14 protein-coding genes are annotated in these 14,159 nt (G+C 45.1%); all 14 read right to left on the bottom strand.

Annotation, left to right across the window (positions count from 1 at the left end):
* Positions 1–165 precede the first annotated feature (165 nt).
* Positions 166–660, bottom strand: coding sequence for a YcgN family cysteine cluster protein (locus GMES_RS07530; RefSeq protein WP_006992036.1), 495 nt, complete (start codon positions 658–660; stop codon positions 166–168).
* Entirely contained in the window at positions 650–1,039 is a 390-nt protein-coding gene (locus GMES_RS07525; protein ID WP_006992035.1) for a hypothetical protein, read from the bottom strand. Before GMES_RS07525 ends, GMES_RS07530 begins: the two co-directional genes overlap by 11 nt.
* A gap of 84 nt (positions 1,040–1,123) precedes the next feature.
* Complete coding sequence (locus GMES_RS07520) at positions 1,124–1,783, bottom strand: fumarylacetoacetate hydrolase family protein (protein ID WP_006992034.1); 660 nt, start codon at positions 1,781–1,783, stop codon at positions 1,124–1,126.
* Positions 1,784–2,779, bottom strand: a complete 996-nt coding sequence (locus tag GMES_RS07515) for a lytic murein transglycosylase (RefSeq protein WP_006992033.1) — start codon at positions 2,777–2,779, stop codon at positions 1,784–1,786.
* 63 nt (positions 2,780–2,842) lie between these two features.
* A complete protein-coding gene (locus tag GMES_RS07510) occupies positions 2,843–3,130 on the bottom strand; it encodes a YcgL domain-containing protein (RefSeq protein ID WP_006992032.1) in 288 nt (95 codons plus the stop codon).
* Positions 3,123–4,295 carry a ribonuclease D gene (gene rnd / locus GMES_RS07505; RefSeq protein WP_006992031.1) on the bottom strand — a complete coding sequence of 391 codons (1,173 nt, stop codon included), beginning with the start codon at positions 4,293–4,295 and terminating at the stop codon, positions 3,123–3,125. The genes GMES_RS07510 and rnd overlap by 8 nt, the downstream gene beginning before the upstream one ends.
* 78 nt (positions 4,296–4,373) lie before the next feature.
* On the bottom strand, positions 4,374–6,032 hold the full coding sequence (gene fadD / locus GMES_RS07500) for a long-chain-fatty-acid--CoA ligase FadD (RefSeq protein WP_006992030.1): 1,659 nt from the start codon (positions 6,030–6,032) through the stop codon (positions 4,374–4,376).
* 150 nt (positions 6,033–6,182) lie between these two features.
* Positions 6,183–7,130, bottom strand: a complete 948-nt coding sequence (locus GMES_RS07495) for an alpha/beta fold hydrolase (RefSeq protein WP_006992029.1) — start codon at positions 7,128–7,130, stop codon at positions 6,183–6,185.
* A 115-nt stretch (positions 7,131–7,245) separates the two neighbouring features.
* Positions 7,246–7,842 carry a Slp family lipoprotein gene (locus GMES_RS07490; RefSeq protein ID WP_006992028.1) on the bottom strand — a complete coding sequence of 199 codons (597 nt, stop codon included), beginning with the start codon at positions 7,840–7,842 and terminating at the stop codon, positions 7,246–7,248.
* A gap of 198 nt (positions 7,843–8,040) precedes the next feature.
* Entirely contained in the window at positions 8,041–8,352 is a 312-nt protein-coding gene (locus GMES_RS07485; protein WP_006992027.1) for a hypothetical protein, read from the bottom strand.
* A gap of 230 nt (positions 8,353–8,582) precedes the next feature.
* Positions 8,583–9,287: a tRNA (adenosine(37)-N6)-threonylcarbamoyltransferase complex dimerization subunit type 1 TsaB gene (tsaB, locus tag GMES_RS07480; protein WP_006992025.1), complete on the bottom strand. Its 705-nt coding sequence runs from the start codon at positions 9,285–9,287 to the stop codon at positions 8,583–8,585.
* Positions 9,284–11,407 (bottom strand): DNA repair helicase YoaA, encoded by a 2,124-nt coding sequence (locus GMES_RS07475; protein WP_006992024.1) that lies wholly within the window; start codon positions 11,405–11,407, stop codon positions 9,284–9,286. Before GMES_RS07475 ends, tsaB begins: the two co-directional genes overlap by 4 nt.
* Before the next feature lie 133 nt (positions 11,408–11,540).
* Complete coding sequence (locus GMES_RS07470) at positions 11,541–12,878, bottom strand: alpha-amylase family glycosyl hydrolase (protein ID WP_006992023.1); 1,338 nt, start codon at positions 12,876–12,878, stop codon at positions 11,541–11,543.
* Positions 12,879–12,997: 119 nt separating this feature from the next.
* Positions 12,998–14,143 carry a hypothetical protein gene (locus tag GMES_RS07465; RefSeq protein ID WP_006992022.1) on the bottom strand — a complete coding sequence of 382 codons (1,146 nt, stop codon included), beginning with the start codon at positions 14,141–14,143 and terminating at the stop codon, positions 12,998–13,000.
* Between the last annotated feature and the right edge of the window lie 16 nt (positions 14,144–14,159).

The following is a 14,159-nucleotide window of genomic DNA, read 5'->3' as shown; positions in this document are numbered from 1 at the left end:
CCCTAAAAAATCGGCTTTCTGGTACTGCTATTCATAGGGCCTTTTTAGACTTGCCCACACCCTTGGGGAACAATCCAGTGTCAACCAAGCGATGGGGAAAGCATTGTAATATTCACGCTCATGACGTTTCCCTAGTGCGCATAAAATCAGTTAGTTACTCCTGACTTAATCCGTATCTTCCAGCGGCCATATGGCAATATAGTCTTCAAAATCTTCCAGTTCGACGTCATGATCAAATACGGTTTTACCACGAACGGACATACCCACTTTATGCATTTTGGCTTTTTTACCTTTATTTAAAAGTGGATGCCATGAGGGTAGACCGCGCCCTTCATGTAACCGACGATAGCTGCAACTGGTTGGCATGAAAAATATGTCATCTATGTTTTCTTTGCTCAGTTTGACGCAATCCGGGACCAATATCGTGCGCTCTTCGTAGCGAGTACAATTACAGGTTTTGGTGTTCAGCAACCCACATGCAATATTGGTGTAGTGGATCTGTTCACCACTGTTTATATGTGCCGTAGGGGCAGCAGTTTCTGCTTCATCGTCATCAATAAACTTGTGCAAACAACACTTGGCACATCCATCACAGATTGATTCCCACTGTGCTTCGTTCATTTTTTCAAGTGGCGTATCAAGCCAAAATTTATCGTTCATAATTATATAATAACCAGGCTATAGCCTTACTTTTAGATTCAAAATTTCTAATCGGCAAACTGAATTTCTGACTGATATCCGCAATCAAGGCATGGGTATGACCAAGATCGACTTTTGGCAAAAGGCGCGCAACTCGCAACAAGCCCAACCAATCTTCGTCTCTCATTCTCAGCAGAATATCCATTAGGCGCACATTGTCGTATGACAATTCTACCTCAGACAAATCCAATAAAATCCCTTTTAAATTGTGCACGTGAGCCAAATTTATCGCTTTCTTTAAGACAATTTCCATATTATCAACATGCTCTACATGACCCACAGCTTCAACAATAACCACTTTATTGGTTAAGTCTAAACGATGGTGCTGGGTGAAAATCATTCTTTTCTACTCTTATTCAAGGCGCTTATTCAATGCTCTTATTCAATGCTTTATCGTTGACGATTATCCGGCGGCTACTTTGCTTTAAACAACACGTGTCTGCACAGAAAAATGTTGTGATAAATTAACACTAATGTCGTCGCCCGCATTTAATGGCCCGACACCCTTGGGCGTACCTGTTAAGACAATATCGCCAGGCAGCAAAGTGAAGGTTTTTGTTATATTTTCCACTAAAGATAAAATGCTATGCATCATATGAGCGCTGTTACCTTGTTGCCTTACTGTATTATTAACCGACAGACTAAACTCGATATTTCGTTCAATATCAATCTCCTGTGCTTGTACAAATACAGATATAGGGCAGCTAGCGTCAAAACTCTTCGCTCGCTCCCACGGCTGACCTTTGGCCTTAAGGCGGTCTTGTACATCACGTAAAGTAAGATCCAACCCTAACCCCACGCCGATTATGCTTTGTTTGGCCTGTTTTTCATTACAATGATTTAGGCGTTGCCCAATCAAAATAGCGATTTCAAGCTCGTTATGACAACTGCCTACACCTTTAGGGATAACAATCGGCTCGGCTAGGTTACACAGCGCGGTATTTGGTTTAATAAACAACAAAGGCTCATTGGGTACTTCATTATTTAACTCTTGAATATGTTCGAGGTAATTTCGTCCAACACACACCACCTTTCCAAGGGGCAAGTCGATTTTGCGACCATCGATGAATTGATGTTGATACATTTAACGCCCCTTTTTTATTCGATCAGACAAATACCCGACCGCCACACCGAAATAGCTAGAGCGATTCCAGCCCATTAATGTGTGAAAATTATCATAAACCAAGTAAATGCGGCCTTTTTCACCATCAGGCATTATCAGCGAGGCCTTCACGTTCACATTTGGCAAAGCACTTCCGTCGTATTTGGTCACGCCGAGGCCTTGCCACTCATCCAGTGTACGCATTTTTGCTTTGTCTAAGCCAGCCAATGAAATATCAAAGCCATCGTGCAATTTAACCTGACGTCCCCAGGTCCCCTTGTCGCTCCAACCTTCTGTCTTTAAAAAGTTGGCGATAGAGGCGAATACATCTGCAGGGTTGTTCCAAATGTCCTTTTTTCCGTCACCATCGAAATCGTAGGCATAGTGTAAAAACGACGTTGGCATAAACTGGCTCTGACCCATTGCGCCTGCCCATGAACCCAAAAATTCATCTTGGTTAATATGGCCTTGACGCAAAATATCCATTGCCGCGTAAAGTTGTTTCTTAAACATCTCTTCACGACGACCTTCATATGCCATCGTCGCCAGCGATGAAATCACTGGGTATTTACCCATAATTTTGCCAAAGTTACTTTCGTTGCCCCAAAGCGCGACGATAAACCGCGCTTGAACGCCAAACGCTTGCGCAACATCTTCGAGTAACGCCCGATGTTTTGCGAATAAGTCGAGCGCTTGCTTGACCTTCCAATCAGGTACGCGTGTTGCCAAATAAGTATCTAGGGTGATTTTCCGTTCCGGCTGGTTTTTATCTGCTTTAACCACACGTTGGCGAAACGTCGCACCGGTAAAGACTGAGTCCAAAAACCCTGCATCGTATCCTTTGCTTAGGGCTTCTTGTTTAAAGCTTTTAATATACTGCTCAAAGCCCGCTTGACTTTTCTGGGGTTCCCCGAGCAAGGATAAAGGCGTTAACGAAACGCAGATAAGCATCATCATGGAAAAAACAAAGCGAGACATGCACTCTCCTTTTAGTAAAAATGAAATGACAAAGTAGATGAAGAAGGCTAGCAGCCCAAGAAGTTAATCCTTGGGGACTTGAGCGGCAAGATGTTGTTTCAGTAGATTTTCTTCAGGTGGCGGCAACTGCAAATAGAAACCATTTTTGGTTAGTTCATCGCGTAGGGTTTGAATATCGACTTGCCCCAATGTGCGATCTTTTTTGATTGGCATAATCATAATGAAGCGCGGCGCGCCAAACATTTTCATCAAAGGCTCTGGCACACGTGAAAAGTCATCCCGGCCAGGCACATAAAGGTAGGTATCCACTTTCTTGGAACTTTTATATACAGCGCACAGTAAATTAAGCATGGGTTGAGTCCTCACTGATTGATTGGGCTATGTTTAAACCATCGACCTTAGTCAGTGCTGCCTGCAAATGCTCACCACGCCAGCCCTCTAATAAGTCTGGCAACAAGCCTTGCGCACGGGTATCGTCATCACGGAACCAACACCACTTTATCAACTGGTTAATTTGCTTTTTTGAACCTATAAGTTCAACCGGCACACCAAGCTTCTCAGCCGTTTGCACGCAGACTTGGCGCACTGCTGCGGCTACCTTCTTAAAGCGTGAAAAATCGACTAGGCGCTCAACTGGCTGGGGATAAACTGATTCATCCACTTGCTCTGCCGCGGCCACGATATCAAGCATTGCTTGACCGTTAATACGAATTTCTTGAGGTGTCAATCCGCTGATTTGATGTAACGCATTTTTACTTGCCGGAAGACGTTTCGCCACTTCCAACAAATTTGCTTCGCGAACCACAAAGTTCAAGGCTAAGTCACGCTGCTGCGCTTCTTTGGCTCGCCACGCCGTTAATTGCTGTAAAACATATAGAGATTTGCCAGTTACGTGCCAATTATTCTTAATATTTAAGTAAAGTAATTCGTAGGGAATTTGACTCAGCTTTTTGCGCGTTAAGTTTTCCATTTCAGCAAACACCCAAGCTTGGCGACCTTGAGCAAGCGTTTTATCGCGCAGCGTGGGGTAAAGTTGAAACAAATACAACACATCATAAGCCGCGTATTGGCACTGCTCTGGCGATAAAGGTCTGGCAAGCCAATCGGTGCGCGACTCTCCTTTATCGACCTGTATATCTAGCATCACCTCTACCAACTTAGCATATCCTAAAGACGGCCCCATGCCGGTAATAGCAGCAGCGAATTGACTATCAAAAATGGGGCGAGGAACGATATCAAGAGCACAAATAAAGGTTTCGATGTCTTCTGAACACGAGTGCAACACTTTAACGATATTTTCGTTCGTCAGAATCGCTTTTAGCGCAGTGAAATCACTTATTTCCAGTGGATCGATAAGCGCGATTTGCAGCCCATCGTAAACCTGAATTAAGCCGAGTTGTGGATACAAAGTGCGTGTTCGCACAAACTCTGTATCTACGGCAATCGCTTGGGCTTTTGCCAATTGAGCGCAATACGCGTTCAACGCTTCATCTGTGGTAATTGAAATATATTGCACGTGTTTCCAAACAAATAAAAAAGCCAGCAAAAGCCGGCGTTTATCTACAAAATAATAATGTTTGCCCTAGGGCCATTATTATTTCTCGTCGCGAAGTTCTCTGCGGAGTATCTTACCAACATTCGATTTTGGAAGCTCGTCTCTGAACTCAACTTTTTTCGGGACTTTATATCCCGTTAGGTGTTTACGGCAATGTTCGATAACATCTTGCTCTGACAAACTGTCTTCACGGCGCACGGCATAAAGTTTCACAACCTCACCAGACGCTTCATGGGGAATGCCTACGGCAGCCACTTCGACAATATGGTCATGCATCGCTGCAACTTCTTCAATTTCATTCGGGAAAACATTAAAGCCAGAGACTAAAATCATGTCTTTTTTGCGATCGACAATGTAGAAATATCCGTCTTCATCACAGCGGGCGATGTCCCCTGTGGCAAGCCAACCATCTTGCATAATCTCTTCTGTGGCTTCAGGCCGGTTTAAATACCCGACCATGACTTGTGGTCCTTTTACTAACATCTCACCTGCTTCACCGGGTGCAACGTCGACGCCGTCATCATCCACTAAGCGAATATCAGTAGAGGGTAAAGGCAAGCCAATAGAGCCATTGTATTGCTCTAATTGCGGCGGGTTTACACTGACAATGGGGCTACATTCAGTTAAACCATATCCTTCAAGTAACACATGTCCTGTTAACTTATACCAGCGTTCTGCGACTGAGCGCTGCACCGCCATACCACCGCCCAAAGAGAATTTGACCTTAGAAAAATCTAGTTCGGCGAAACTTGGAGTATTAAGCAAACCATTGAAAAGGGTGTTTACCCCAGTCAGCACAGTAAACGGGTACTTACCCAACTCGGATACAAACGCCGGCATATCTCTGGGGTTGGTAATTAATAAGTTGGCACAGCCCAATTTTAAGAACAATAGGCAGTTCGCCTGTAAAGCAAAGATATGGTAAAGCGGTAATGCCGTGACCACTAGCTCTTTATTAGGCACAGTGACGGTATTTAAAATAGCAGAAGCTTGCTCTAAGTTGGCCACCATATTTCTGTGACTCAGCATAGCGCCTTTAGATACTCCAGTTGTGCCGCCAGTGTATTGCAAGAATGCGATGTCATCGCCGGTTAAAGTTGGGCGCTCATAGCTTTTGCTCGCCCCTTCTTTCAACGCGTCCATAAAATGTATGGCTGACGGTAAAGAAAAAGAAGGCACCATCTTCTTAACGTGTTTTACCACAAGATTAGTCAGCCACTTTTTTGGAAAACCCAACATATCGCCAATTTGGGTCAGCATGACCGTTTTAACTGGCGTGTCGTCTATCACTTCACTAAGGGTACAAGCAAAGTTTTCAACGATCACGATGGCTTTAGCATCCGCATCATTAAGTTGATGTTTTAGTTCGCGCGCTGTGTATTGAGGATTCACATTCACCACCACCATACCTGCGCGTAATACACCGAATAAGGCAACTGGATATTGTAATAAATTAGGCATCATAATGGCGACAGCATCGCCCTTCTTTAACCCTGAATGCTGAAGATACGCTGCAAACTGCTTAGACTGCTGGTCTAGCTCTTTAAAAGTAATTGATTTACCAAGATTGATGTAGCTTACGCTATCAGCGTAGGTTGATACTGCTTGCTCTAAAATATCAACGATAGACGCATAACTATCAGGATTGATTTCATGAGGTACTCGAGCGTCATAACTCTTTAACCAGGATTTTTCCACATTGCCTCCTCGGCGCTACCTCGACCAAAGAAGACGCCCAAGCGCGCCGGTCGACGATATTATACTACTTATTGCGCCGCATAATACCCAAAGCCCATGTAAAAATAAACGAAGATCCCTACATATAATTAACATTTTACCTATAAATAGTTAATTTTCGTGAAGGAAGTGCAAAATATGAACAGAAACTGACTGCGTATTATCCAAGTGTGGATGATGAGAGCCCGGAACGCTGAGTAATTTTGCATCTTTTAACAAGTTTATTCGTAATTCGGCTGTTTTCTTCATAATTTCGTAGCCGTTATCAGCAATAATTACAATGGTCGGACAAGTAATAGCTTTTAAAAACGCTTGCGCTTGGCCTTCGGTCAATCGTAATGAAGAAAATGTGCGAAGGCGCCTGTCAGTGGTGAATTCAAGCTGCCCCTCTATTTCGCACAGGTTTCGCTCAACCAGTAAACGAGCGCACTCATCAGAAAAACCACCTGCGATCGCTCTTGCGCGGATCACGCTTTGCTTATTACTTGGGTGCTTACCTTCACTTGCTGCACCTTTGAGCCGGCTTTCAATGGATTCGCGCAATTGCTCTGGGCTGCTTTCACTGTCTTTGGTGACAGGCCCTAAAGATTCAATCGTAATATACTTGCTCACTTTCTCGGGAAAGCAACTGGTGTACATTGAGCCGATAATTCCACCCATAGAATGCCCAAGTAAAATGAAATTATCCCAACCTTGAGTTTCAACAACTTCATGCACATCGTAAACAAAATCCACCAAATGATAATGCGCATCTTTACTGCGATGATCGGATTTACCGTGACCTGCGAAATCCAGCGCGATGACATAATAACCCTGTAAATAAGCGGCCAAGGGAACAAAGGTGGCGGCATTATCGAGCCAACCATGCAGGGCAACGATTAACGGTTTTGACGGGTCGCCGAACGCTAGGCCACGCAGCGTGATATTACGCAAAGGAAATTCAATTTCGCTGCCACTGGTGTTTAGTGTACTTAATTGATGTGCGCTTAGTTGTTGAGAGCTTATTCCTGTCGTGCTCTTTTCTTGGGTGCTTCTTTGTTGGGTGCTTTTTTCTTGCATAAATCTTCCATAAAAAAACGGCTATCAAGAATACCTAATACTAAAAGGAATAACGTGAGTAGCCGTTTGCTCTGCTGTCTTCAAATCAACTAGCGTTGAACCAAGAAACGTTAATTTAATTACTCTTGGTTTTAGCAGAGGGTTTAGATCTCGCCGGGCTACTTCTAGTGCGATGAGTACTGCGTAAAAACACTCGATTGTTAAACGGGCGATTATACCAACCGTATCGCCAGTAATCATAAGGCCAAACGCTGATCATATTCATATCAACTTGCTGAATCTCTTTCCATAAGTAATAGCCAGTTGAAGCAAGTGTCGGGAATACGTATTCATGCTCGCCTACCATTCCTTTCTCTAAACGAACAAAATCACCGGTAAAGGTCATGGTGCGACCTTTTTTGTACACCATAGGATCTAAGAAGCCGTTCACGTAAACCCTAAAACGCCCGATACTTTCATCACTTTGTAATGGACGGCCATAACTACGTAACGGGTAGTAAACCATTTCGATAAGAGTATCGTTGGGTTTATTTTCTACCTTAGCGATAATCCCGCCCCAGCGGGCTTTCTGACCCATTACATCTTTCGATTTAGACGCTGCTTCTTGATAAGTAATCAAGTTTGATTCATCAGGTAACTGAATTTGTTCAGGAAGCGTTGAACAACCCGCTAACCACAAAGTAACGAATAGGAAACCGATTTTAGTGTACATAACCACCTCGACAAAAATACATCATTGAAACAACGATACTACAGTTCGGGGTAAAGCAGAACTTAACAATAGTTAAAAGGCTTGTATCAAAACGTTACAGTAGCCGGGGTTTATCAAGACAAAAGAGCGTTGAAAATGTGGGGAGCATGAGGCAGGATTATTGAATGAGATTAACAGTGAGCGGTTTTTGTCAGATACTTAAGCGAAGGTATCAACGCCTAGCATTTGTTGAATTTCATTGCGACGTTCTTCCTTGGACACACTTTGGTAGGTATCTATCGCGTTTTGTGAACTAAACGTTGAGCTGTCATCAGCGCCGGCTTGCTGACGAAATGTTTCAGCCTGATCAAATGCATCTACCGAGCCACTGCGAATAATTTCTTGCACATCTTTAGCGCCACCAAGAGCAGATGCCACATCTTGTTGGGCATTATCTTGTTGTTTATTACCCTTTACTGCTTTGTCGTTTAACGGACTTTGCAGGGCACTAACGGACGATTCGACTCTCACGCGGCTCTCTTATCAATTTTAAACAAATACATTATCGACTAATGACGGCACCCGATTCGACAATAGTTTGTATGTTACCTGTTACTTATAGCACAGATTTAATAGGCTTTACTATTCGCCAAATGGTTAAGTTACTTCGCTACTTCTCGCACCTAGGCAGCTTTACGCACCAAGCCAGCTTCTCGCACCAAACATAAGAAGCCGTCTAGGCCATTGACCAGCCAGGGCTATTACTCGCGCCCAGGCAGTTTTTTCCAAGTCACTTTATCGCGCAGATACACTGGCTCTACCTGTTCGATCTCTTTGGCAAGCCCAGCTGTTGCAGCACTTTCAACTAAAGGCAGCATAAATTTCGCATCAGGGTAAAGTACGCTTTGAAGTACATTGGGTTTACGCTCATCATCCAATGTCGCCAGTAACACATCATAGGCGGCCCAACCGGTGCCAACAGCGAACGACGGTGAATTCGATTTCTGAGCAAGGATTTGAGCGGCGTTCTCTGGAGGCAAGACTTGCTCACTGCCTACTAAAGTTGCCAAGCCGTTCTGTGCTTGATAGTGAGCAAAATACACTTCCCCCATGCGTGCATCAATGGCGCAAAATACGTCTTGTGCCTGATGTTCACTTACCGCCTGCTGGGCCATAGCAGCAAGCGTAGAGACACCGACTACGTGCAAGCCTGTGCCCAAGGCTAAACCTTGCAAAATTCCGGTAGCAATACGCACCCCAGTAAAGCTGCCCGGGCCTTGCCCAAACCCTAAGTAATCTATCTCATTTAGGGTTGCGCCGGCTTCTTTTAATAAACCGTCAATCATGGGCAGAATACGCTGGCTGTGTTGCTGAGGGCAAATTTCAAATTGGTTAAATGGTTGGCCATTAATGTTTAGTGCAACTGAGCAAGCCTCTGTTGCGGTATCAATGATCAAAAGATTCATTGTGCTTCCTTTTTTAAGATATCGTTCGTACCGGTAGCTATGTTTTGACTAATGTCTCGACTAGTGTCCTGAGTCACCTCTTGAGCAATCTCTTGAGAGACATGTTCTTCTTTTACTCGAGTCCCAGTGTTTACTGCGTCTTGCCGACATTGATCATCCGCTGATTTTTTAGCGGCCTTAAGTGCTTTCTTCGTTTGCTGAGCGTCTTCATGGATCTCTTCAAGAAAGGCCAAAGCGTTTGGCAAATGTCTCGTGCGTTTCATATCGGGTAAACTACGTAAAAACGTTTTCGCATAATCTTTGGTCACCAGTCTATTATCACAAATGACCAGTACGCCTCTGTCTGTTTCATCCCTTATTAAGCGCCCTGCACCTTGTTTTAATGCAATGGCTGCCTGAGGGATTTGCAACTGACCAAAGGGGTTGCCACCGGCTTTACGGCAATCCTCAATTCGCGCTTGCAACAAGGGATCATCCGGTGAGGCAAAAGGCAATTTATCAATCAATACACACGTTAAATCGTTACCTCTGACATCCACCCCTTCCCAAAATGCACCAGTGCCAAGCAGCACAGCATTGTCACTTTTCACATATGACTCTAGAAGCGCACGCTTAGTCGTCGTGCCCTGCACTAAAATAGGGTTGTCTACCTTGTCTTCCAGCATACCGGCAATGGCGCGCAAAGTGGCGTGACTGGTGAACAATAAAAAACACCGCCCACCACTGGCCGCTATTAACTTAATGGAGATATCCAATAAGGTTTGCCGCATTTCTCTGGCATTAGGCTCAGGTAAAAAACGCGGTACACACAACATGGCCTGTTTTTGGTAATCAAAAGGGCTATCCAGCGAGAGTGTTTTGGCTTGTTGTAAGCCCATTTGTCGCTGAAAATGATCAAATGCATCACCGACCATTAATGTGGCTGAGGTGAAGATCCATGCGCGCTCAGGCGTTGAGACAATTTTGGAAAATTTCGCCGCGATGCTCAAAGGGGTTAAGTGCAACACTATATGGCGCATGGTGGTTTCATACCACAAGCTCACGCCTTTTTGATTGGCATCTGTGAGGCGCGTTAGCTTCATTCTGGCATCACTGACACGCTCAAAAATACTGTCTAAGTCTTTGTCGCGACTCAAATGCAATTTGATCACTTCGTACAATACATCTAGCGAGTCAATCAACTTACTGATTTGGGTTTGCACATCATTACGCGCCAACATTTCTCGCCAGTTCCCTTTTTGCGCTTGCTCGGGAAATAGCAAACGTAAGTCGGCAGAGATCATTTTGCATTTTTCACCGGCACTGTGTAACTGCTTAGCGTCTTTTAAAGACGTGCGATACACCAACTCCAAATCACGGCTTAAGTCATGCAATTGTCTGCTTGATAACGCTTCACCAAAATACTCACTGGCAATATCCGGTATCTGATGGGCCTCATCGAATATGACCACGTCAGCTTCTGGAATAAGCTCGCCGAAGCCGGTGTCTTTTAGCGCCATGTCAGCAAAAAATAAATGGTGATTGACCACGACCAAATCAGCATCTAGGGCTTTGCGCCGCGCTTTGATCATGTAGCAGTCTTCGTAGTCGGGGCAGTCTTTACCTAGGCAATTATCCACAGTAGAAGTCACAAAGGGTAAGACTTTGGCATCTTCTGCGAGGGTTTTCATTTCCCCCATGTCACCGGTTTTGGTCGATGTCGCCCAGCGGCGTACATCAGACAGCTCCACCATGGTTGTTTTGTCGAGTAAGGTACTACTGCCACCGTGCTGACGTAGGCGGTGCAAACATAAGTAGTTTGAGCGCCCTTTTAGCAGAGCAATTTTACCGTTTACCCCGATGGCTTTTTTAATCAGGGGTAAGTCTCTGTGGTAGAGCTGTTCTTGCAGGTTTTTGGTCCCTGTAGACACAATCGTTTTCTTCTTCGATTGTAGTGCAGGCGCTAAATACGCAAAGGTTTTACCTGTGCCGGTACCCGCCTCAACAATCAACGGGGATTTTTGCTCGATAGCCTCTTCTACCGCATTCGCCATATCGGTTTGCGCTTGGCGTACTGTGAATCCGGGGATCGCTTGAGATAAAATGCCATCTTGGGCAAACAGTTTAGAAGACTTGGACATAACGAGCGGCGCACGTACCTTTAAATAAAAAAGAGAGGGATTATGCCAAATTATCGAAGGCTTTTCAGAGATTAATCGCCCTTTTGCGCATTAATTCTGACACTGCTACTTCGCCCGCTAGTCAGCGCTTGGGTCACGACGTAAACACCTGCCATTCCCACGCCCCTAAGCTAAATTCACACCTATTCGTCAGCTCTATTCGCTCACCGCTCAACCAATCAGTTACTCGCCCAAACGCGATATTCGATGACAGCGATACCGTGAGTGACTCGCCGCTAAAGTTAAGTAACACCAGCACTTTACTTTTTTCGTCTTGGCGCACGAAACTAAATACTTTGTCGGCATGGGAGTTCTTCACGGGGATCATACGAGCGCCCCACTGACCATTGTGCAAAGCACTGTGCGCTTTTTTTAGGGCGATCAAATCCGTATACAAATCACCTATATTGTGGCTACGCCAATTGATAGGGGAGCGCTCAAAAAAAGCCAAACGTTTAGGGTTACCGGCTTCTTGACCATTGTAGATCAGCGGCATTCCCTCTCCCAGGACTGACAGCACGATGGCGCATTCTAAAGCTTCGCCAAATTGCTCGAATTGGGTGCCGTCCCAAGCGTTTTTGTCATGGTTACTGACAAAGGTCATTCGCATGGAGGCTTTGGGATAGGTTTTTTCATTCCAAGAATAATATTTGTAAAGCTTACTCAGGGGTAGCTTTCCCAAGGCGATACCGTGCATGGCTTCATTCCACGACCACGCGTAACTCATATCAAATGCGTCGTAGTGCACATCCCGGGCTTCCCATTCAGCCAGCATAAACACCGGCTTAATGTCACATAACTCCTCACGTACTTGAGCCCAAAAGTCTTGAGGTACGAAGCCAGCGACATCGCAGCGGTAGCCATCGATATCGGTTTCCTTAAGCCAATAACACATAGCCCTAGCCATGTAGGCACGAAGCTCAGGCACAGAATAGTCAAAGTCGATAATATCATCCCAGTCCCACCAAGGTGTGGGCGTGAAATCACCCTCGTGATTTTTGGCGTACCAGTCGGGGTGTTGCTCGACTAGGACATTGTCCCAAGCACTGTGATTTGCCACCCAGTCAATAATGATGTGAAAGTCCAGCTCATGTGCAATATCGACAAAATGGCGCATATCATCGAGATTGCCAAACTCGGAATTTAGTGAAAAATAATCTTGCACAGCATAAGGGCTACCCAGGGTGCCCTTACGATTTTTTAGTCCAATAGGATGAATAGGCATAAGCCATAAAATGCTCACACCGAGTTGCTTCAACCGTGGCAGGTGCGCCTCGGCCGCTCTAAACGTACCCTCTTGTGTAAATTGGCGTAAATTGATTTCATAGATAACCGCATCTTTGCACCAGTTTGGCGCTTGGATCTTCACCGGTGTCTGGGGCTGATGAGCAGTTAAATTGGACGCATGAGCAGATGGTTCGGTGTTAGGCATAGAGACTCCAACTTTTTAGCGCGAAAGAAAATTGTAGTCTTTTTGCCTATGCAATCATCATGCGTATTTTTAATTTAAGCTTGGGTCGCTTTTAAATAAGACTGCTGAAGATAGCGCTTCTAGAAAAGACGAGACACAAACTGATAGGCATTCGCCGATTCTTCAATTGGCTCTTCTTTGGTCTTCAATGCTTCTTGAGCGGCGGACGCCTCTATGTTGTCGCCGAAGAATGTACCTGCATAATCGAAGTCGACAATCGCATCACTGACCGTTGTGCCAGTTACGCCTTTGACGACCAAATCAGCAGCTGATAAGGCTAATCCTGTCGGCCCGCCATATAAAAAACCACCCGCCAAACTTGCCGCCGCACTCATCGCTTCACCCGTCATATCTTGGTAAAGACTAGAAACAATTGGCACGTGCTGTGCAATATTTACCGTATCAAAAAATTCATTTAAGCCAAATCCGTCTTCACCAAAAGACAGCTCACTCATATTTTGTAAAAACGAATAATTGGCTTGGGCATCGCTCACGGCACTCTTTGACGCGGTTAAGAGGTTAGTCTCATCCGTGGTAGTTTGTGAGGTGGTGGCTGAGTCAGTCAGGCCGCTAAACAAACTAGCATGCAAACTGGTCAATAAATTTGACTGCATAGCGGCCAGTGACTCATCCGAAAGTGAATCGTCTAAAAAAGAAGTACCAATGCCTGCGAGTAATCCGCTCGTCGAGGCACCAGTGCCGTCAGCGTTTGTGCCATCACCTAGCATTGCGCCGAACAAATTCGCATTAAGAGAGGCCATTAATTGTTGCTGAATTTTCGCGATGCTTTCATCTGCACTCAGCGCGGCACTGATAAGCGAGCTACCTGAGGCGATAGCAGTCGAAGATGCATCGAGCGAGTCAGACGACACTAGACTACCAGCGGTCTCTTCGCTGTCAGATAAAAGTGAGGAAAATAGGTTTGCTGCCGCAGCACCCGATGTGACCGCGGTAGCTAGGGCTGATTCACCAGAGCTGGAATCTTGTTTTGTGGTACTAGCAATTTGCGTGATGACGCTGGCATTATCATTGCCCATGAATTTGCTGGCTGAGCCTTGCAGGCTAGCCAAAATGTCCGCAAAGTACGCACCAACGGCTGTACCGCTTTCAAGTGAAGATGAGGTAGTTTCATTTCCTGTGGATTGCGCATCATTCTCTACTTTGGAAAGTACTGATGTGTTCGGCTCGGTAAATTGGCTTAGCGAGAATTGATCAATGATGCTCACCCTGTCCCCTAATTAA

This window comes from Paraglaciecola mesophila KMM 241, assembly GCF_000315015.1.
Taxonomy (GTDB): domain Bacteria; phylum Pseudomonadota; class Gammaproteobacteria; order Enterobacterales; family Alteromonadaceae; genus Paraglaciecola; species Paraglaciecola mesophila.
Note: the sequence above shows the minus strand (reverse complement) of the source record. Positions and strands in the feature narration are given on the sequence as shown.

Bases quoted from the DNA above. Each gene is read 5' to 3' on its own strand.
- GMES_RS07530 (WP_006992036.1), bottom strand. From the start codon at position 660: ATGAACGATAAATTTTGGCTTGATACGCCACTTGAAAAAATGAACGAA.
- GMES_RS07470 (WP_006992023.1), bottom strand. From the start codon at position 12,878: ATGCCTAACACCGAACCATCTGCTCATGCGTCCAATTTAACTGCTCAT.
- GMES_RS07510 (WP_006992032.1), bottom strand. From the start codon at position 3,130: ATGCTTAATTTACTGTGCGCTGTATATAAAAGTTCCAAGAAAGTGGAT.
- GMES_RS07515 (WP_006992033.1), bottom strand. From the start codon at position 2,779: ATGTCTCGCTTTGTTTTTTCCATGATGATGCTTATCTGCGTTTCGTTA.
- GMES_RS07475 (WP_006992024.1), bottom strand. From the start codon at position 11,407: ATGTCCAAGTCTTCTAAACTGTTTGCCCAAGATGGCATTTTATCTCAA.
- GMES_RS07520 (WP_006992034.1), bottom strand. From the start codon at position 1,783: ATGTATCAACATCAATTCATCGATGGTCGCAAAATCGACTTGCCCCTT.
- tsaB (WP_006992025.1), bottom strand. From the start codon at position 9,287: ATGAATCTTTTGATCATTGATACCGCAACAGAGGCTTGCTCAGTTGCA.
- GMES_RS07490 (WP_006992028.1), bottom strand. From the start codon at position 7,842: ATGTACACTAAAATCGGTTTCCTATTCGTTACTTTGTGGTTAGCGGGT.
- GMES_RS07525 (WP_006992035.1), bottom strand. From the start codon at position 1,039: ATGATTTTCACCCAGCACCATCGTTTAGACTTAACCAATAAAGTGGTT.
- GMES_RS07495 (WP_006992029.1), bottom strand. From the start codon at position 7,130: ATGCAAGAAAAAAGCACCCAACAAAGAAGCACCCAAGAAAAGAGCACG.